The sequence below is a fragment of the Halorubrum sp. SP9 genome (assembly GCF_005435015.1).
Lineage (GTDB): Archaea > Halobacteriota > Halobacteria > Halobacteriales > Haloferacaceae > Halorubrum > Halorubrum sodomense.
On record NZ_SGXU01000021.1, the window covers coordinates 1 to 17,846 of the forward strand.

Here is a 17,846-nt window from a genome sequence, read left to right on the forward strand (position 1 = left end):
CGGCCTCGTCGCGGCCGCCAGCGCGCTCGACGCCGGCGGGCGCGCGCTCGACGCGGTCGTGCTCCCGGTCGCCATCGCGCTCGCGGCCGGCTACGTCCAGGTGTCGCGCGTCGAGGTGCCCGCGGTCCGCCACGTGACGCCCGCCGACGGGTTCGCCGGAGAGACGCGAGAGGTCCGCTTGGCGTTCGGACCCGAGGCGGCGCGGGGCGACGAGGCCGCCTCGCAGTCGTTTCTCGCCGACGTGCGCGTCCGTGTCGACGAGGGGCTCGACGGCCCGGCGGCGCCGATCCGGGCGTCTGTGGGCACGGAGCCGGTCTCGTACCGCGTCACGTACCGCCAGCGCGGCGAGCGGACGCTCGGCCCGGTCGAGCTCACCGTCACCGACGTGTTCGGGCTCTTCGAGCGCGAGCTGGTCGTCGACGAGACCGCGGCGGTGACCGTGTACCCGCCCCGCGACCCGGTCCCGACGCGGTTCCGCCGCGAGCTGTACGCGGCCGACGCGGTCGACGTGAGCCGCCAACGCGAAGAGTTCGACCGCCTCCGCGAGTACACCCGCGGCGACGCGGTCCGCGACGTCCACTGGGCGACGACCGCCAAGCGCGACGAGATCGTCGTCAAGGAGTTCGCGGCCGAGACCGTCCGGAACCGGGTGACGATCGCGGGCGGAACGGAGGTTCGCGGCGGCGGGGACGGACCGGTCGGCGGTCGCGACGACGGGCGCGGAGCCGGCTCGCTCGGCGCCGTCGATCGCGGCGACGACTCGACCCCCGGACGCTCCGCGAACGCGGCCGCTGCCGACGAGCTCGCGCGGGCGACCGCGAGCCTCGCGCTGGCGCTGCTCGACGACGGCGTCCCCGTCGACGTGCGACTGCCCGGCGGTCGCGTCTCGGCGGCGCCGGGCGGACGCGGCCGGCGCGAGGTGCTCGAACTCGCGGCCCGGACCGGTCCGGGGGCGGTGACCGACGACGAGGCCGACGTGACGATCGTCGCCGCGGCGGACGGCGCCCGGTTCCGAACGGGGGACCGCTCGGTCTCGTTCGCGGACCTGCGCCGCGAGGCCGACGAGGAGCGCACCGCGACCGACGGCCCGCAGTCGAGCCGACCGGACGGATCGACCGACCGCCGGGAGGTGGCGTCGCCGTGAGTCGCGAGTCGGCCGTTCGGGGGCGCCTCTCCCGGAGCGAGTCGGCCGGGAGCGAATCGGCCGGGAGCGGGTCGGACCGAAGCGACGGGCGGACGGCCGACCCGGCGGTGATCGGCGTCGCGGTCGTGGCCGCGGCGTACCTCGCCGTGTTCTTTCAGGTGACGAACGTCGTCGGCGGGACGGGGCGGACCGCGGCCGTCGTCGCGGTCGCGGGACTCGGCGGGGTCGCGCTGGCGCGGGCCGTCGGCGAGCGGACCGCGCTGTGGCTGGCCGGACTGCTGTTCGCGGCGGGGCTCGCGGGGTACTTCCTCGCGATCCCCGAGAGCCAGCGAGCGCTGTTCACCCTCCGGAGCGTCACCTTGGACCTCCTCGCGCTGTCGACCGGACTGTCCGTGCTGCGGCTGGCGCTCGCGGACGTCTGGGTGCTCGCGGTGGCGCCGGTGCCGACGTTCCTCGTCGGCTATTTCGTCGGGCGCGGGCGCCACGTCGCGGCCGCGGCGGTCGCCGGCGGAACCCTCGGCTTCCTCGTGCTCACCGGCGACGCCGAGACCGGCGCCGCGGTCGCCGGGGTCGTCGGCATCGCGCTCGCGATCGGGCTCTCGACGCTGTCGACGCCGAGCCGACGCCGCGGCCACGCCGGGACGTTCGCGCTGGTGGTCGCGGCGATGGTCGTCGCGAGCGCGACCGTCACCGTGATCCCGGCGGGCGCCGCGGAGCCGCTGGGGCTCGACCGCGGGACGCCGACCCTGGAGTCGAGCCTGAGCGGCGACGACGAGCTGGCCGTCGTCGGGACGACGCGGCTCTCCCCGACGGTTCGGTACACGATCGAGAGCCCGGTCGAGCGGAACTGGCACACGGGGGCGTACGACACCTACACCGGCGACGGTTGGGTCAGGACCGGCGAGCGGTCCGCGGTGAACGGCACGCTGCCGGGCCCGCCGGGAGAGGCGGAGGCGGTCGACGTGACGATCACCGCGGAGACCGAGTCGACGGCGCTGCCGGCGCCCTGGAAGGCGGTCTCGGTCGACGGCGCGGGAGCGGTCGAGGTCGACGAGCGCGGCAGCCTCCGGCTCGCGGAGCCGCTCGAACCGGGCGAGAGCGTAACGGTGACGAGCCGCGTCCTCGACGCCGGTCCGGCGACGCTCCGGAACGCGAGCACCGACTACCCGGCGGCGATCGAGGAGCGGTACACCCAGCTGCCCGAGAGCACCCCCGATCGGGTCGGGGAGCGGACGGAGGAGATCGTCGCGGCGGCGAACGCCGACTCGCCGTACGAACAGGCGGCCGCGATCGAGTCGTACCTGCGATCGGAGTACGAGTACTCGCTGACCGTCGAGCGGCCCGAGGGTGACGTGGCCGACGCGTTCCTGTTCGAGATGGACGCCGGCTACTGCGTGTACTTCGCGACGACGATGGCGGCGATGCTCCGCTCGCAGGGGATCCCGACCCGGTTCGAGACGGGCTACACGTCCGGCGAGCAGGTTAGCGAGGACGAGTACGTCGTGCGCGGACAGAACGCCCACGCGTGGGTGTCGATCTACGTGCCGGACCACGGCTGGGTGGCGTTCGATCCGACCCCGTCGGGCCCCCGCGACGAGGTCCGAGAGACCCGGCTCGCGGAGGCGCGCGCCGAGGGCGCGGAGAACGTCGACACCGAGGCCTCCGCGCCCGACCGGACGCCGGAGCCCGCTCCGAACGAGCCCGAGGCCGACGCGGGTTCGGCCGACGGGGACACGGGGGCGAGCAACTCGACGGCGGGGAACGCGACCGGCACCGGCGCGGTCGGCCCCGTCGATATCGCTCGCTTCGGCGGCGAGCAGACGGGGACGGTGCCGCCGGCCGGCGCGAGCGCCACCGCGGGGTCGACCGCTGGCGGGAACGACGACGGTGCGCTCGGATCGATACCGGACCCGAAGACGGCCGTCTACTGGCTGCTCGTTGCCGCGCTCGGCGTCGCTGGCGCCCGCCGAACCGGACTCACGGGTCGAGCGAGTCGACGGGTCGGACCGCTGCTCCCGGGGCGGCGGCGCGGTCCGATCGCGGACGCCGAGCGGGCGTTCGCGGACCTCGAACGACTGCTCGCCGGGCGCTACCGCGAGCGGCGGCCGGGGGAGACGCCGCGGAACTACGTCGACGCGATCCGGACGCTCGGCGCGGACGAGCGCGTCGAGACCGTCGCGACGGCGTACGAGCACGCCGCGTACGCCGGGTCGGTGACCCGCGCCGAGGCCGACGCGGCGCGCAGAGCGGTGCGGCGGCTCGCGCTCGAACGCGTGCCGCTTATCGGGCGATTCGTCCGCTGATCGGGGGGTTACCCGACACTATTTAATACGGGCGTCTTGTAGATTCGGACTGTAATGTCGGAAGTCTGCTCGACGTGCGGACTGCCCCAGGAACTCTGCGTCTGCGAAGACGTCGCGAAGGAGTCCCAGCAGATCAGCATCCGCATCGACGAGCGCAGGTACGGTAAGGAGGTAACGGTCATCGAAGGATTCGATCCGAAAGACGTGGACATGAGTTCCCTCTCGTCGGATCTCAAGTCCAAGTTCGCCTGCGGGGGCACCGTCGAGGACGGCGCCATCGAGCTCCAGGGGAACCACTCGGGTCGCGTGGAGGATTTCCTCCGCGACAAGGGTTTCAACGTCGCGTGACCGTCACCTGACCGTCCGCCGTCGAGCATCGTTTCGCACCGCGACCGGTTTTCGTGTTGGTCTTCGTCCGCGAGCGGCCGCGCAGCTCGGCTCACACGACCACCGCGACGCGGCCGACGACGAACGCCGCCGCCGCGAGGAACGTGCCGTACTTGAAGCGGCGCTGTGCGGCGCCGGGGTCGGCGACGCTCTCGTAGGTCGCGTACAGCATCACCGCGTCGGCGACGACGACGACCGCGAGGTACGCCGCGCCGAGCGTTCCGGAGAAGTACGGCAGCGGGCTGACGGCCACGGCGACGACCAGCGCGGCCGCACCGATCCGCAGCGCGCGGCGTTCGCCGACCGCGATCGGGAGGGTCGCGAGGCCCTCCTCTCGGTCGCCGGCCACGTCCTCGACGTCTTTGATCACCTCGCGGGTGAACGTCGAGAGCCCGGCGAGCGCGGCGAGGACGAGGACGGCGCGGGGGTTTCCGACGGCGGCGCCGCCGAACAGGAACGTCGAGCCGACGAGGTAGGCGACCAGGGCGTTGCCGAGCCCGGGCGTCCCTTTGAAGAGGCTCGTGTAGGTGACGAGCGCGACGAGGTTCACCGCGGCGATGCCGATCGCTAACGGCGGGAGGCGGACCGCGACCGCGACCGCGACCGCGAACCAGACGGCGGCGGTCGCGAGCGCGCCCCGGGGCGACACCGCGCCGCGGGGGATGGGGCGGTCCGGGCGGTTGACCGCGTCGACTTGACGGTCGAAGTAGTCGTTGATCGCGTTGCCCGCGGCGACCGCGAAGACGGTCGTCGCGGCCGCGAGCGCGGTCGGGACGGCGGCGCCGCTCGCGCCCGCGACGAACGCGCCGGTCGCCGTGAGGGCCCCGGCGGCGACGCAGTTGCCGAGGCGAGCGAGGTCGACGATACCGCGGAGCGTGTCTCGCACGTCGTCCCCGTACTTCCGCCGCCGAGAAATAAACGGTGCGGGATCGGTCGGCCCGGGAGCGCCTCGCCGCGATCGCCGCGTCCCGAACACCTCCCCGGCCACGCAGGCGGCCGCGCCCGGCCTGCCACGAACGTTTATCACCTGCGAAATGAAACACTGGTTCATGGCTAAAGGCCTAGACGTCGGGACGATGAACATCCTCTCCGGGCGGCAGGAGGGCGCGGAGACGGTGTTCGTACAGCAGCGGAACTCGTTCGTCGAGATCGAGTACAGCGACATGGCCGAGCAGATGCTCTCGCGCAGCGAGGTCCTCCACATCCGAAAGGACGACAAGGTGTACGTCGTCGGCGACGACGCCCTGAACTTCGCGAACATCTTCAACAAGGAGACCCGCCGGCCGATGCAGCACGGCATCCTCTCCAGCGAGGAGGCGTCCGCGATTCCGATGATCAAGCTCATTACCGAGCAGGTGGTCGGCGAGCCCTCGAAGCCGAACGAGCGGCTGTTCTACTCCAGTCCCGCGGACCCGATCGACTCCGGGCTCACGACCCTGTACCACGAAAAGACGCTCGAATCGATGCTCGGGGACATGGGGTACGATCCCGAGCCGATCAACGAGGGGATGGCGGTCATCTACTCGGAGCTGGCCGACAACAACTTCACCGGCCTCGGGATCTCCTTCGGCGCGGGGATGACGAACGTCTGTCTCGCCTACTACGCGGTCCCCGTCATGAAGTTCTCCATCGCCCGCGGGGGCGACTGGATCGACGAGCAGACCTCGCAGGCGACCGGCACGCCCGTCGACAAGGTGACGAGCATCAAGGAGGACGACTTCGAACTCGACTTCCGCACCGACGTGGGCGGCGTCGAGGGCGCGCTCGCCATCTACTACGAGAACCTGCTCGACTACGTCATCGAGAACATCACCCGCGAGGTGGACGAGGAGGACGTCGAGGAGGGGCTCGACGTGCCCGTCGTCGTCACCGGCGGCACCTCCAGCCCGAACGGCTTCGAGGACCTGTTCGCCGACCACCTCGCGGACGCGAACATTCCGTTCTCGATCAGCGGCGTGCGCTCGGCCGACGAGCCGATGTACAGCGTCGCCAGCGGCGCCCTCGTCGCCGCACGCTCCGAGGAGGGCGAGGAGGCCGAGTCGGGCGGTACAGCCGACGAGCCCGCGGCCGAGGAGGCCGCCCCCGAGTCCGAGGACTAATCCGACGACGCGGTCGCGTTCTCTCACTCACTTTTTCGAAACCGACCCGGACCGCCGCGCCGGATCGCGGGAATCCGCCGAAAAGTAAAACCGACGCCGTCCGTAGCGACTGACATGTCCGACGCCGCCGGCGCCGAGGTGGACCGTCGCCTGCGGGTCGACCTCGACGTCGATCCGACCGGCGACCGCGGCTGTCCGATCGTCTCCGAGGCCGACGAGGCCACCGAGGTCGCGGTCAACGCGGTCGGCGACGAGTGCGTCGTCGACGTGACGACGCCGGACGGCGACGTGCGCCGCGGAACCGGCGAGGTCGACGCCGACTGCCTCTGTCACGCGTTCGGGGGCCTCGGCTGCGTCCCGCACTTCCGGCGCGTCGAGGACGGGACGATCCTCGTCACCGCGTACGTCGACGACCGGGGCGCGGTCCGCCGGCTCGTCGAAGAGCTTCGCGGGGTCGTCGACCGGGTTCGCCTCGTCCGACTCGCGGTCGTCGAGGGGCCGGACGCGACCGAGCAGGTCACCTTCGACCTCTCCGCGCTGACGCCGAAGCAGCGCCGCGGGCTCGAGCTCGCGGTCGTCCGCGGCTACTTCGACGACGACCGCGACGTGCGCCTGAGCGAGCTCGCCGACGAGCTCGGTATCAGCAAGTCCGCGCTCTCACAGCGGCTCCGCACCGCGCAGGCGAAGCTGGTGACGGACGTCTTTGACGGCGCCGAGCGGTGAGAGCCTTTGAAGCGGTGGACCGGTAAAGCGGGACGCCGAGGGGGCGCGACCTCCTCCGTCCGGTCATGAGCGACGACGACCCGCCGGCCGTCGAGCCGGTGCGAGACGACGCCACCGTCGAGCTCGTGCGCGACGCGATCGGCGTCGCCCGCGGGGAGGTGCCCGCGGAGCGCTTCTCCGCGAAGTACGGGACGGGAGGTGGACCGGACACCGACGGAAACGGGGAATAAGGACCGGGCCCGAAAGCGATTCAGTCGTCGGCGGGCGCGGACCGGTCCCCCGCGTCGATCCGCGAAAGCGCCTCCTCGCCGGCGCGCTCCGCCGCCGTGAGGTAGCACTTCGGGTCGGGCGCGAACGGGTCGCCGTGCGCCGAGAGCGCGCGGAGCCGCGAGCCGCCCCGGCAGATCGATTGATACGCGCAGTCGGCGCAGCGGCCGGAGAGGCGCTCCTCCCGCTCGCGGAGCCCGGCGAGGAGCGGGTTCGACTCGTCGGTCCAGATCGCGCCGAACGAGCGGTCGCGGACGTTGCCGGGCGAGTACCCCTGCCAGAACTGCGTGAGGTGGACGTTGCCGACGGGGTCGACGTCGGCGACGCGCTCGCCGGTGGGGTCGCCGCCGTTGCGTTCGAGGTACCGGTAGATGAGCCGGGCGCGGTCGGTCCCCATCTCGCGGTCCGCGTACTCGACGAGGTGACCGGCGTCGGCGTAGTTGCCGACGAGCAGCGTCTCTATCTCCTCGCCCCGCTCGTGGTACTCGCGGGTGAGGTCACAGAGGTCGGCCACCGCTTGCCGGGTCGCCTCGGGCGAGAGGTCGACGTTCGAGATGTCGGCGCCGCGGCCGCCGTAGTCGAGGTGGTAAAAGCAGAAGCGGTCGACGCCGACGTCGACGAGCAGGTCGACGACGCCCGCGAGGTCGTCGACGTTGTGCTCGGTAATCGTGTACCGGAGCCCCGTCTTGAGCCCGACGTCGAGGCAGGCCTCGATCCCCCGGACCGCGGCGTCGAACGCGCCCTCCTCGCCGCGGATGCGGTCGTTGCGCTCGGGGAGGCCGTCGACGGAGACGCCGGCGTACTTGAGCCCCGCCTGCTTCAGCTCTCGGGCCCGGTCGCGGGTGAGGAGCGTCCCGTTCGTCGAGAGCACCGGGCGGATCCCGCTCTCGTCGGCGTACGCGATCAGCTCCGCGAGGTCCTCGCGGACGAGGGGCTCGCCGCCGGAGAACAACAGGACCGGGACGCCGAACTCGGCGAGGTCGTCGACGAGCGCCTTCCCCTCCGCCGTCGAGAGCTCGTTCGGGGCGCCGTCAGCGTCGGCGCCGGCGTAGCAGTGCTCGCAGTAGAGGTTACACCGCTTCGTGGCGTTCCAGACGACGACCGGCCGCCGCTGTTTCTCCTCGGTGATCTGCGGCTCCTTCGAGCCGTCGGCCGCGTCGTAGCGGAGTCCGTCGCTCTCGGCGTCGAGCCCGCACAGCAGCTTGCTGACGGAGATCATCGCGATCCCTCCGCGGGCGGCTCCCCGGCACCCTCTCCGTCGTCGTCGACTGGCCTCCCGCCGCAGGAGACCGTCGGCGTCCCCTCGGTCTCCTCGTAGACGCGCGGCTCGTCGGCGTCCTCGGCGTCCGCGTCCGCCCCGTCCTCCTGGTCAGCGAGCGACGCCGCGGAGTATCGGGACACCTCGGCGGCCGGGCACACCCACACGTCGCGGGCGTACCACGCGAAGAGCTTGCTCGCCTCTTCGTGGGCGACGTCCGGCGTCGGCGCGGCGACCGTGCCGACGTGGCGGAGCGGGTCCGACTCCGCCTCGCGGACGAACACCTCGAACCGGCGACCGTCGGCCGACCGCGGCCCGTTCGCGTCCTCGCTTCGACTCGTCTTCTCGACCATACCCCCCGTACGGACGGTCCCCCGAACGGGGTTTCGCGCGTTCTCACGGCCGCGAAATTCGCCCGAACGAGTTCGGGAAGTGAGCGACGCGGCCGTCGCCGAGAGAGCGACGAGGGCGGAGAACGCCGGGACTAATCCGGAACGAAAACGAGAGAATGCGGGGACGCGGCGACTGCGGTCCCGGGTGAGAGCGGTCGTTAACCGCGGTGAGAGAGTGCCGTTCAGATGACGCGGTTCTCTTTACTGTTGCCTCAACTACCGTGGTTTGAACTACGATAGTTTAGACTACGCTATCTGTACGTTTTATGTGCTGGTGAGTCGAAGGTGGAGGTATGCCCGCGTTCGTCAACCGAGAACAGGAACTCGACAGACTCCACGAGTTATACGAGAGTGGGTCCGCGGAGTTGAGCGTCGTCTACGGACGTCGGCGGATGGGGAAGACGGCGCTCGTCGTCAAATCCATCGAAGACCGTGAAGACGCGGTGTACCATCAGGCTGCACACGGGACGACGGAGCAACAACTTGACTCCTTCATCGCTGATGCCACAACGGTGTTCCCGGGAGTGAGTCGGATTCGGAAGGACTGGGAGAACGTTCTTACGTACCTCGCTGAGCAGGACACGGTCGTCATCCTCGACGAGTTCCCGTACCTCGTTGACGAAAACGAAGCGCTCCCCTCCCTCATCCAGCGAATCTGGGACCACGAAGTCGCTGATACAGCTGCGACCTTCGTGTTGACTGGCTCGGCGATCGGGATGATACACAAGATCGCACTCGACGGGAGTTCACCGCTGTACGGGCGGATATCGAAACGGCCGAACGGGAAACTCGAAATCGGTCCGCTCCCGTTCGCGGCCGCGATGGAGTTCTTCCCGAACTACGCGCCAGCCGAACAGGTGATCGCATACGGTGTGTTCGGGGGGACACCGGAGTACCTCCGAGCAGTGGACGATACGCAGTCACTCCAAGAGAACATCACGGAGACCTTGCTGCTCCGGGATGGCGGCCTCCACGAGGAGCCCGAGGACGTCCTGTATCGGGAACTGGACGAGGTTGACCGGTATTTCGCCGTCCTGAAAGCGATGGCGGAGGGGAACCACAAGCGAAACGGGATTATCCAGGCGGCGGGCATCAACGCCAACAGCGCGAGTTACTACCTCTCCCGGCTGCGGGAACTCCAGATAATCGAGCAGGAGTACCCAGTAACCGTTGACCCGTCCCGGAGTCGGAACAGCCGGTATCGAATCAGGGACCAACTGTTCGCGTTCTGGTTCCGCTTCGTACACGGCCGTTCGTCTCGGTACGAAGTGTTCGGAGCGGACGCGTACGACGAACTGGTCGAACCGCATCTTCCGGACTTCGTCAGTTCGTCGTTCGAACGACTCTGCCAGCGGGCAGTTCTCTACGAGTACGGGGACGCGTACACGTTCACGGAATCCCCAGGTCGGTGGTGGGACACCGACGGCCGTGAAATCGATATCGTGGCCCCGACGAACGGCGACACGCTACTGGTCGGGGAAGCGAAGTTCCAGCAACAACCGACGGGGTACGACGTTCTCGCCCAGCTCGAACGGGAGGCACCCGAAATCGAGTGGTCGCCGGCTGACAGCGACGTGAACTACGAGTACGTACTGTTTAGCCGAAGCGGGTTCGCATCCTCAGTGGAGGAAGCGGCCGAGGATCGGGACGATCTCGGTCTGTTCACAGTTGACGATGTCGTTGAGACCCTGTCCGAATAGCTGTTCCCGAGAATCGCTTCCGTTCGTGTACAGCAGTGATCGAAGGTGAAGGGCAAGCGAGAACACGAACGCTGCGTTGTCGGTGGAGTGTGGCTGAGCAGAAACATCGGTACGAGTGCGAGAGAAAGGGTGGGAGCCCCACACCTACTGACAGTACGACCCGCGTGCTATCAGTACGACTATTTTGTACTCACATTGTCATAACGAAAGTGGAAAACGCGGGTCTGTTCTGAACACAGTTCGTGCTACAAGAGAAAACGGCCAGTAGAGATCGATTTCAGGCCGGAAACGGCTGGTCTAAACTATCGCTACCCCTGGAAGGGGCCGCGTCTGTTTAACGAGCGTTATACGCCGTTGTTTAGATGACGCGGTTCTGCAGGTAGTCGAGGTGTTTCGCGTTGTAGACGATCTTGACCTCGTCGGTGGCCGGGCTACCGATACAGGTAAGGCGGACGTTCTTCTCCTCGACCTCCTCGTCGGAGAGGATCTGCTGCATGTCCATGTCGATGTCGCCCTTCTTGACGATGGACGCGCAGTTCGCACACGCACCGGCGCGACACGAGAAGGGCCAGTCGTAGCCCTGCGCCTCGGCGGACTCGAGGATGTATTCGCCCTGATTGACTTCCAGGGTTCCGTAATCCTCGTCGTCGAGGCCGGCGTCGGCGGCCTGTTCGAAGAGGTCGTCGTCGTCCATCGACCAGCCGTGGTCGTCGAGCACTTCGTAGTTGAGGTATTCTACTGTGGGCATCACCAGTCAGTTTGATGCCCACCTCATTAGGCTTTGCTGTTCCTTATCCCCCGCCCCCGAGAGACGCACCGGAGAGCCGAACACGTTCGATTCGTCTCGGCGTTTTCGACGGATTGCGGAGACGTCTCGAACGGGCGGAGTTGCCGTTTCTCTCCGCCGGGAACCGCACTAGTGACAGTTCGTTATCACGACTGATACGAGGTGAGTAACAATAAATAGCGTACGGCGCACAGGAACTATCGATGGGAGAGTCCGTCGTCGCCGACTTCGTGGGCCGCGTCCACGCGACGAGTCAGGAGACCGACGAGCCGGTGACGGGCCGCGTCCTGTTGAGCCAGCGACGGCTGGTCCTCGCGACGGACGACGGGAAGGAGACGATCCCGCTCTCGCGGGTGTTCGACGTGGTCGTCGGAAGCGTCCCCGGCGACCTGCGCTCGTTTTTCAACGAGAGCGTCACGATCGCCTACGAGAGCGACGGCTCGCGGCGCTCGGCGCTCGTGGAGGGCGAGTCGGAGGACATGGACCGGTTCGTCAGGCTGCTGTTCAAAACGCTGTTGCGGAACGTGACCGTCACGGTCCGACACCCGGCGAAGGTCGGCGGCCGCGTCACGGACGCCACCGACCACCGCGCCTCGGTGTCGGTGTCGCCGGGAGAGATACGGTTCGGGGACTGCCCCGAGCCGTTCGCGGTCGACCTCTCGGCCGTGATCGACTACGAGCGCACCGACCGCACGCTGGGCGGGAAGAAACGGCCGGCGCTCGTCTTCCGACACGTCGCCGACGGGCAGACGGTGACGTCGATCACGACGGTCCCGAACGAGCGGGCGCTCAACATTCTCGGTCGGTACATCAAGATCGAGTACGACGAGGCGATGGAGGATCTGGAGTCGTTCGACCCGACCGAAGAGCAGTTGGAGATCCTCGTCTCCATCTACTCCGCCGGCGGCGAGGCGACCATCGCCGACGTGGTCACCGGCGACGTCACCCAGACGTCGATGGTCCTCGACTCGCTGCGCGAGGCGGGCCTCGTCGCCGACGGGGAGGCCGGGACGACGCTGACTCGGAAGGGCCAGATGATCGTGAGCTCGCACCTCGAATCGGTCAACGCGTAGCGGCCGGCGCTCCCTCGCCGCCGCGGGCCGCACTGCGCGTTCCGAGGCCCGCCGCGGGCCGCACCGCGCGGGGGAAACTTCATGCTCCTGTAACCGTAGGTGTGTCTCATGGCAGACCGTGACCACCGCGGCGGCGAGACGCCGCTCGACGCCGTGGTCCGCGACCGGGGAATCGACGCGCCCGATCCGTCGGACGAGACGGGGTCGCCCGGAGGCGGGACGACCGCAAGCGACACCTCCGGGCCGAGACCGCGGGTCGCTCGCGTGCCGGAGGACCACGACCACGACACGTTCTCCGTCGAGGAGATCGACACCGACCGCCGCGAGGGACTGTTGGAGGCGGTCCTGCGCGACGTCGACGGCGTCAGCGCCGCCTCGGCGACGCGGCGCAACGGAACGGTCGGCGTCCACCACGACGCGTCGCTGTCGCGCGAGGCGCTCCGGGAGGTGCTCGCGGAGTGCGGGCTGGTCGTCGCGCCCGGCGACGAGGCGTTCGAGGCGCGCCGCGCCTCGCAGTTCGCGTCGGCCCGCGTCGCGGTCGCGGTCCTCTTCGGCCTGATGGTCGCGACGCCGTACGTCGCGGTGCTGTACCCGACGCGCGTCGAGTGGCTGTTCTACGACCCCGTGACGGTCCAGTACCTCCAGTCGATCCTCGACTCACAGATGACGACGCACTTCTTCATAAACCTCGGCGCGCTCTCCGGGGTCGCGTTCCTCGTCGCCTGCGGTCCCGCGATCCGCCGCGCGACCGCCGCCGTGCGCGCCGGGCGGTTCACCGGCGAGACCGCGTTCGTCGGGAGCGTCGTCGCCCTCTACGGGTACAGCACGCTGACCGCGTTCACCGGTCTGGAGGGCGCGGTCCACTACGACCTCGTCGCGTACGCGGTCGTCGTCGCCACCCTCTGGACGCAGTTCGGGGTCACGGACACCGCCGTCGACCCCGCGACGGGCGGCGAGTCCGCGGCGGACGCGGCCGACACCGACGCGGACGAACCGGTCGCGATGACCGACGGCGGCCGCTGACGCGGCTCCGCGTGGTCCCCTTCCCGCCGATTGCTTCGACGGCGTCGGTCGATCACTCAGCCGCGGACTCGGCGTCCGCGACGGGCGTTCCGCTCTCGTCGACGGCGACGACGCCCTCGACGGCGACCTCGTCGCCCACGGCGAGCGTGTCGCCCCACGACGCCTCCTCGACGACGGTGTTGACCATCAGCCGGAAGTCGTGGTCGAAGCGGTCGCTCTCGGTCCACTCCGGCAGCGTCTCGCGGCGCTTCCGGACGAATCTCTCGCGGAACCCCGCTGTTTCGGCGCCCGTGTCCGGGTCCCGAGAAGGGACGACGCAGCGCTGACAGGGGTTGACGCCGATCAGTTCCGTCCCGCCGACCGCGACGCGGACGCCCTCCCCGTAGTCCGCGAACAGTCGGTCCTCGAAGAAGGCGGGACAGCCGTCTACCACGACGTTCGGACGCAACCGGCGACGCATCTCCGTCGCGTCCGCGATCTCGTCGAACCACGACGCGACGGTCTCCAGCGTCGCCTGCGAGACGACCGTGGGGCCGTGGGCGGCGCGGTCGTCGTGGAAGCCGCCCGCCGGGTCGCGAACGAGGTCGACCGCGTAGCCGAGGTACTCGCCGACCCAGTCGGCCAAGTCGTCGCCCTCGTCCGGCAGTGCGAAGGTGCGCTCGGCCGCCGGCGCGCGCTCGGTCTCCGGTCGCGAGAGCGCCACGGCCGTCGGGGTGGCGTCCGTCGGACCCGCGAGGTCGTACTCGGCGCGGAGCCCGTGGATCGCCGGCTCGCTTTTTCCGTTGACGTAGCCGCCGCCACCGCCGACGGAGGCTTCCCCCGGATCGACGCCGGCCTCGACGAGCGCGTACGAGCGGTCGCCCCGGAGCGCGCCCTCCGGGCCGATCGCGGCGCGGTCGACGGCGACGCCGTCACAGGACTTCAGCGGGTAGGCGACGAGTTCGCAGACGCGTGTCATGGCCGGTGTTCGACGGGGCGGACCAAAAGCGATCGGCCGACCGAGACGGGTTCCGTCGCACGGCTGCCGGGGACCGCGGACGGCGGGGGGCTCAGAACAGCCCGAAGATGAATCCGACGCCCATGACGACGAGGACCGCCGCGGAGAACGCCGGCAGGTACGGGGCGTACTGTTCGACGCGCTCCTGCGAGCGGTGGTATCCCGCGATCAGGAGCAACGTCAGTCCGACGATACCCGCGATGACGGTGAGCGCGTAGGCGCTCATCAGTTCGAGACAGTAGTTCGACCCGGCACAGAGCGCGATGATCTCGAACTCCTCCTCGTGGGCGAACCCGAGGACGAACGCGAACCACGCGATGCCGAGGAGCCCCCGGTCGGTCCCCTCCTCGAGACCGCCGTGCGAGTGGGAGTGACCGCCGGCGAACGGCACAAACCCCTTCAGGCGGGCGTAGAGCCCGCCGCTTTCGTCGCCGTGGTCGTGCGAGTGATCGTGACCCCGGTCGTGAGGCCCGGCAGGATCATGGCTGTGGTCGTGATGGTCGCTCGGGCCGTGATCGTGGTGGTCGTGACGGTCGCTCGGGTCATGATCGTGATGGTCGGTCGAATCACGGCTATGCTCGTGATCGTGCCCCTCGTCGTCGGTCCCGTGAGAGTGGCCGTGGAGGTACTCGCGGACCCCGAGAGCGATCAGCAGCACGCCGGCCACGAGGCTGACCGGACCACCGATCTGGACGGCGCCGAACACCGCGATCGGCTCGTTGACCTGCGTGAGATCGAAGTAGTTCTTCGCGTAGAAGAAGACCGCAACCATCGCGATGCTGCTGACGAGGTGGCCGAATCCGATGAGGAAACTCGCCGCGAACCCGTACACCCACTTGTTGGTTTGATCGAGCGCGTACGAGGCGGCGACCGGCCAGCCGTGGCCCGGTTCGATCCCGTGGACCGCGCCGAGGAGGACCGCACCCGCGAGCGGGCCGAGCAGTTCGCTTGGGAGCATCGTTCGCGTGACACTCGAAAACGACCGCGTTTAGCAGTTGTTACTACCGGACCGGGGGTATCGTCATAACGAGGTTCTTGTGCCCGCGGCGTTCACCACGAGACCGTGAGAACGAGTTTCAACATCCCCGACGAGGTGGTGGCGGAGTTCGATCGGGTATGGCGAGACGAGGGCATAGAGAATCGGTCGCGGGCGGTGCGAGAGGCGATGTTAGAGTTCGTCGAGTCGCACTCCCGGCTCGAGGAGACGGCCGGCGAGGTGGTCGCGCTCGTCGGCTTCGACTACCGCCATCACGACGTGATCCGGGAGCTCCACGGCGTCCAACACGAGTATCAGGACGTGATCCTCAACACGAGCCACACCCATCAGGGCGAGTGGTGTCTCGAATCGCTGTTCTGTCGCGGCGACGCCGCGCGGGTCCGCGAACTGACGTACCGGCTCCGCGACTTCGACGCCGTCCGCCGCGTGAAAGTGATGCTGATCCGGGACGGCGATTGACCTCGGATTTCCCGGACCCTCTGACGCGGAATCGGCCGAACCGAGGGATTGATACCTGTCGGTTCGTCAACTAGACACGATGATCGAACTCGTCGCGTTCGCCGTCGCGGCGGGCTGTCTCCTCGGGCTCTCGGCGGTGATGGTCGTCTCCCTGCTCGCGCCCGAGCGTCGGCTCTGGCCCGCGGGCGACGACTGACCTCGGGAGCGGTACGACGCGGCGACGACGCGCTTACCGACTCTCCCGCTGTTCGACCTTGTTCAGGTAGCTGAAATCCAGTATATCGCACCCTGACCGAAAGTTGCGCATGTCGCCCGTGGTCCCTTCCCTCTCAGCTCTTCTCCGAACGAAAAGAATTTAGATATGAATAGGATATGAATGCTCATGAGCAAGAGCGAGGAACGTAAGGTCGGTGAACGAGGGCAAGTCACCCTCCCGAAAGAACTGAGAGAGAAACTGGGTATCCGCGGCGGGGACGAGGTACTGGTTCACGAAGAGGACGGGAAAATCACCATCGAAAAACCGCTGTCTCGTGAGGAGCTCGCTGAGGGGTACCGACGACGCGCAGCAGAATCCGAAGCCCTCGCGGAGGAGATGGACGGTGTGTCTCGCGAGGCCGACGAGTACCTCGGTGATGTTCCCGAGTGGTAATCGATGGACGTTCGCCGCGGAGACATCGTCATCGTCGAGCTTGACCCGACAGAGGGGTCCGAGCAACGAGGAACACGACCGTGTCTAGTCGTGCAAAACAACGTTGGGAACGAGAACGCGCCGACGACCATCGTCGTCCCGTTTACGACCTCGCGAGGAGACGAACTGTACCCGTTCGAGGTACTCGTCTCGGCTGCCGAGTCTCCGCTCCGAGAGGACTCGGTTGCTCTCTGTAGTCAGATTCGCACGGTGTCCATCGAGCATCGTATTAATACCAGCCTCGGCTCAGTGCCGGCGTCCCGTATGGAGGAAGTCGACGAGGCACTCGAATACAGCCTCGGTCTGAGGGAACTCTAGCGACTCTCCCGCTGTTCGACCTTGTTCAGTTCGATCAGCAGCCGGAAGATGGCCTTCACGAGGTTGGCGTCCACGTCGAAGCGCTCGGCGTTCTCGCCGGCGCGCTCCATCACGCGCTCCTCTTGGCCCTCGTCGGTCGTCGGGAGGTCGCGCTCCTCTTTCACCGCCGCCACGGTGTCAGCGACGTAGGTTCGGCGGGCGATCAGTTCGACGATCTCGCGGTCGATGTCCTCGATCTCGCGTCGCAGTTCGTCGAGGCTTCGGTCCTCGGTGTTGGGTGTGTCACTCATTGGTAGGTAGTGGGTCAGTGGGTGGTGGTCACGGGGGCTCACTCGACGGCCGCGCCGTCGTTTCTGGTCGTCGTTCGTCGCAGCGTTCCGGGACGATCGCCCCAGGCGTCGGCGACCGCGCCGAGGTCGGTCTCGGGGTCGGCGGAGTCCGCGACGGCGACGACGCTCGGGCCGGTGCCGGAGAGCGACACCGCGGTCGCGTGCGGCATCGCCTCGACGGCGGGGTCGGCGTCGAACCCGAGCGCGGCCGAGAACGCCAGCCCGTTCACGGTCATCGCCTCGCCGTACCGGCCGTCGAGCGCGAGGTCGGCGACGAGATCGGCCATCGGCGCCACGGCCTCGCAGCGCGCCACGTCGGCGTCGGCGCTGTACGCCCGCTCTGGCGGAGTCCAGACGAGGACGTCCCAGTCGACGGCCTCTCGCGTCCGGAGTTCGTCGGCGTCGTTGTCGGTGACGGTGACGCCGCCGAGCATCGAGGCGGTCGCGTCGTCGAACGCGCCCGTGACGGTGACGCCGGCCTCGCGGGCGGCTCGGACGCCGAGCCGGCAGGCCGCCAGGCGGGTGACGTCGACGGCGGGGTCCTCCGGGTCGTCCCCGATCGCGAGCCCGAGCGCGTTACAGGTCGCGAGGACGGTCGCGTTGGCGGCCGCGCTGGAGCTTTTCAGCCCCGCGGCCAGGGGCACGTCGCTGTCGGTCCGGACGCGGCCCCCCTCGCCGTCGCCCCATCGCTCGGTCGCGAGCGCGACGCAGCGCTCGATCAGGTCGGTGTCGGCGCCGGCGTCCTCGGCTATCTCCCCGTCGACGCCGTCGGCCGCGGGGTCGAGCTCGACCGTCGCGCGCGTCTCGACGTCGATGCCGAACGCCGCGCCCGTGCCGGTCGCGAGCGCGTTCAACACGGTTCCGGCGCCGAGCGCCGCCGCCCGTCCCTCCATGGGTTCACG

General features: G+C 69.0%; 20 protein-coding genes. 12 read left to right on the plus strand and 8 right to left on the minus strand.

Translation table 11 applies throughout. The features are described from left to right. From EXE45_RS11885 to yciH, 3 genes are all read left to right on the plus strand, one after another. On the plus strand, positions 1-1,144 hold a 1,144-nt coding region (locus tag EXE45_RS11885; protein ID WP_137694466.1), incomplete at its 5' end, for a DUF58 domain-containing protein. A gap of 107 nt (positions 1,145-1,251) precedes the next feature. Continuing rightward, positions 1,252-3,447: a transglutaminase domain-containing protein gene (locus EXE45_RS11890; RefSeq protein ID WP_321167816.1), complete on the plus strand. Its 2,196-nt coding sequence runs from the start codon at positions 1,252-1,254 to the stop codon at positions 3,445-3,447. Between the two features lie 54 nt (positions 3,448-3,501). Further along, positions 3,502-3,795: a stress response translation initiation inhibitor YciH gene (yciH, locus tag EXE45_RS11895; RefSeq protein ID WP_004046732.1), complete on the plus strand. Its 294-nt coding sequence runs from the start codon at positions 3,502-3,504 to the stop codon at positions 3,793-3,795. Positions 3,796-3,886: 91 nt separating this feature from the next. On the opposite strand, the gene EXE45_RS11900 is transcribed toward yciH, so the two are convergent. Beyond that, entirely contained in the window at positions 3,887-4,720 is an 834-nt protein-coding gene (locus EXE45_RS11900) for a geranylgeranylglycerol-phosphate geranylgeranyltransferase (RefSeq protein ID WP_137694468.1), read from the minus strand. 163 nt (positions 4,721-4,883) lie between these two features. On the opposite strand from EXE45_RS11900, the gene EXE45_RS11905 reads away from it, so the two are divergent. The 3 genes from EXE45_RS11905 (at position 4,884) to EXE45_RS19640 (ending at position 6,886) form a co-directional block, all read left to right on the plus strand. Further along, positions 4,884-5,933 (plus strand): cell division FtsA domain-containing protein, encoded by a 1,050-nt coding sequence (locus EXE45_RS11905; RefSeq protein WP_174548986.1) that lies wholly within the window; start codon positions 4,884-4,886, stop codon positions 5,931-5,933. Between the two features lie 114 nt (positions 5,934-6,047). Then, positions 6,048-6,656, plus strand: coding sequence for a helix-turn-helix domain-containing protein (locus EXE45_RS11910; protein WP_137694469.1), 609 nt, complete (start codon positions 6,048-6,050; stop codon positions 6,654-6,656). A 65-nt stretch (positions 6,657-6,721) separates the two neighbouring features. Further along, on the plus strand, positions 6,722-6,886 hold the full coding sequence (locus EXE45_RS19640; RefSeq protein WP_158293709.1) for a hypothetical protein: 165 nt from the start codon (positions 6,722-6,724) through the stop codon (positions 6,884-6,886). Positions 6,887-6,906: 20 nt separating this feature from the next. Here the strand turns inward: EXE45_RS19640 and EXE45_RS11915 are convergent, their stop codons facing one another. Together EXE45_RS11915 and EXE45_RS11920 are read right to left on the minus strand one after the other, a co-directional pair. Beyond that, entirely contained in the window at positions 6,907-8,142 is a 1,236-nt protein-coding gene (locus EXE45_RS11915; protein WP_092920269.1) for a TIGR04347 family pseudo-SAM/SPASM protein, read from the minus strand. Continuing rightward, positions 8,139-8,534, minus strand: a complete 396-nt coding sequence (locus tag EXE45_RS11920; protein WP_092920268.1) for an Htur_1727 family rSAM-partnered candidate RiPP — start codon at positions 8,532-8,534, stop codon at positions 8,139-8,141. The genes EXE45_RS11915 and EXE45_RS11920 overlap by 4 nt, the downstream gene beginning before the upstream one ends. Positions 8,535-8,866: 332 nt before the next feature. On the opposite strand from EXE45_RS11920, the gene EXE45_RS11925 reads away from it, so the two are divergent. Beyond that, positions 8,867-10,273 (plus strand): ATP-binding protein, encoded by a 1,407-nt coding sequence (locus tag EXE45_RS11925; protein WP_092920267.1) that lies wholly within the window; start codon positions 8,867-8,869, stop codon positions 10,271-10,273. A 358-nt stretch (positions 10,274-10,631) separates the two neighbouring features. Here EXE45_RS11925 and fer read toward each other — a convergent pair whose 3' ends face one another. After that, a complete protein-coding gene (gene fer, locus EXE45_RS11930; protein ID WP_092920266.1) occupies positions 10,632-11,021 on the minus strand; it encodes a ferredoxin Fer in 390 nt (129 codons plus the stop codon). A gap of 242 nt (positions 11,022-11,263) precedes the next feature. On the opposite strand from fer, the gene EXE45_RS11935 reads away from it, so the two are divergent. Both EXE45_RS11935 and EXE45_RS11940 read left to right on the plus strand, forming a co-directional pair. Continuing rightward, positions 11,264-12,133 carry a CheF family chemotaxis protein gene (locus EXE45_RS11935; RefSeq protein WP_137694470.1) on the plus strand — a complete coding sequence of 290 codons (870 nt, stop codon included), beginning with the start codon at positions 11,264-11,266 and terminating at the stop codon, positions 12,131-12,133. A 108-nt stretch (positions 12,134-12,241) separates the two neighbouring features. Beyond that, positions 12,242-13,156 carry a hypothetical protein gene (locus tag EXE45_RS11940; protein WP_137694471.1) on the plus strand — a complete coding sequence of 305 codons (915 nt, stop codon included), beginning with the start codon at positions 12,242-12,244 and terminating at the stop codon, positions 13,154-13,156. A gap of 52 nt (positions 13,157-13,208) precedes the next feature. Here the strand turns inward: EXE45_RS11940 and EXE45_RS11945 are convergent, their stop codons facing one another. Further along, entirely contained in the window at positions 13,209-14,114 is a 906-nt protein-coding gene (locus tag EXE45_RS11945; protein ID WP_092920263.1) for an MOSC domain-containing protein, read from the minus strand. Positions 14,115-14,205: 91 nt separating this feature from the next. Beyond that, positions 14,206-15,111 carry a hypothetical protein gene (locus EXE45_RS11950; protein WP_137694472.1) on the minus strand — a complete coding sequence of 302 codons (906 nt, stop codon included), beginning with the start codon at positions 15,109-15,111 and terminating at the stop codon, positions 14,206-14,208. Positions 15,112-15,216: 105 nt separating this feature from the next. Between EXE45_RS11950 and EXE45_RS11955 the strand changes: the two genes are divergently transcribed. From EXE45_RS11955 to EXE45_RS11965, 3 genes are all read left to right on the plus strand, one after another. Next, positions 15,217-15,609, plus strand: coding sequence for a CopG family ribbon-helix-helix protein (locus EXE45_RS11955; RefSeq protein WP_092920261.1), 393 nt, complete (start codon positions 15,217-15,219; stop codon positions 15,607-15,609). A 382-nt stretch (positions 15,610-15,991) separates the two neighbouring features. Continuing rightward, positions 15,992-16,258 (plus strand): AbrB/MazE/SpoVT family DNA-binding domain-containing protein, encoded by a 267-nt coding sequence (locus tag EXE45_RS11960; protein ID WP_092920494.1) that lies wholly within the window; start codon positions 15,992-15,994, stop codon positions 16,256-16,258. 3 nt (positions 16,259-16,261) lie between these two features. Further along, complete coding sequence (locus EXE45_RS11965; protein ID WP_049908936.1) at positions 16,262-16,615, plus strand: type II toxin-antitoxin system PemK/MazF family toxin; 354 nt, start codon at positions 16,262-16,264, stop codon at positions 16,613-16,615. Here the strand turns inward: EXE45_RS11965 and EXE45_RS11970 are convergent. Then, positions 16,612-16,905, minus strand: a complete 294-nt coding sequence (locus tag EXE45_RS11970) for a chorismate mutase (RefSeq protein WP_092920260.1) — start codon at positions 16,903-16,905, stop codon at positions 16,612-16,614. The two genes, EXE45_RS11965 and EXE45_RS11970, sit on opposite strands and share 4 nt — an antisense overlap. A 38-nt stretch (positions 16,906-16,943) precedes the next feature. Beyond that, positions 16,944-17,837: a shikimate kinase gene (locus tag EXE45_RS11975; protein ID WP_092920259.1), complete on the minus strand. Its 894-nt coding sequence runs from the start codon at positions 17,835-17,837 to the stop codon at positions 16,944-16,946. Between the last annotated feature and the right edge of the window lie 9 nt (positions 17,838-17,846).

What these genes read in the sequence shown, in the direction of transcription:
- yciH (WP_004046732.1), top strand. Translation starts at nt 3,502, where the DNA reads ATGTCGGAAGTCTGCTCGACGTGCGGACTGCCCCAGGAACTCTGCGTC.
- EXE45_RS11905 (WP_174548986.1), top strand. Translation starts at nt 4,884, where the DNA reads ATGGCTAAAGGCCTAGACGTCGGGACGATGAACATCCTCTCCGGGCGG.
- EXE45_RS11910 (WP_137694469.1), top strand. Translation starts at nt 6,048, where the DNA reads ATGTCCGACGCCGCCGGCGCCGAGGTGGACCGTCGCCTGCGGGTCGAC.
- EXE45_RS19640 (WP_158293709.1), top strand. Translation starts at nt 6,722, where the DNA reads ATGAGCGACGACGACCCGCCGGCCGTCGAGCCGGTGCGAGACGACGCC.
- EXE45_RS11915 (WP_092920269.1), bottom strand. Translation starts at nt 8,142, where the DNA reads ATGATCTCCGTCAGCAAGCTGCTGTGCGGGCTCGACGCCGAGAGCGAC.
- EXE45_RS11920 (WP_092920268.1), bottom strand. Translation starts at nt 8,534, where the DNA reads ATGGTCGAGAAGACGAGTCGAAGCGAGGACGCGAACGGGCCGCGGTCG.
- EXE45_RS11925 (WP_092920267.1), top strand. Translation starts at nt 8,867, where the DNA reads ATGCCCGCGTTCGTCAACCGAGAACAGGAACTCGACAGACTCCACGAG.
- fer (WP_092920266.1), bottom strand. Translation starts at nt 11,021, where the DNA reads ATGCCCACAGTAGAATACCTCAACTACGAAGTGCTCGACGACCACGGC.
- EXE45_RS11935 (WP_137694470.1), top strand. Translation starts at nt 11,264, where the DNA reads ATGGGAGAGTCCGTCGTCGCCGACTTCGTGGGCCGCGTCCACGCGACG.
- EXE45_RS11940 (WP_137694471.1), top strand. Translation starts at nt 12,242, where the DNA reads ATGGCAGACCGTGACCACCGCGGCGGCGAGACGCCGCTCGACGCCGTG.
- EXE45_RS11945 (WP_092920263.1), bottom strand. Translation starts at nt 14,114, where the DNA reads ATGACACGCGTCTGCGAACTCGTCGCCTACCCGCTGAAGTCCTGTGAC.
- EXE45_RS11950 (WP_137694472.1), bottom strand. Translation starts at nt 15,111, where the DNA reads ATGCTCCCAAGCGAACTGCTCGGCCCGCTCGCGGGTGCGGTCCTCCTC.
- EXE45_RS11960 (WP_092920494.1), top strand. Translation starts at nt 15,992, where the DNA reads ATGAGCAAGAGCGAGGAACGTAAGGTCGGTGAACGAGGGCAAGTCACC.
- EXE45_RS11965 (WP_049908936.1), top strand. Translation starts at nt 16,262, where the DNA reads ATGGACGTTCGCCGCGGAGACATCGTCATCGTCGAGCTTGACCCGACA.
- EXE45_RS11970 (WP_092920260.1), bottom strand. Translation starts at nt 16,905, where the DNA reads ATGAGTGACACACCCAACACCGAGGACCGAAGCCTCGACGAACTGCGA.
- EXE45_RS11975 (WP_092920259.1), bottom strand. Translation starts at nt 17,837, where the DNA reads ATGGAGGGACGGGCGGCGGCGCTCGGCGCCGGAACCGTGTTGAACGCG.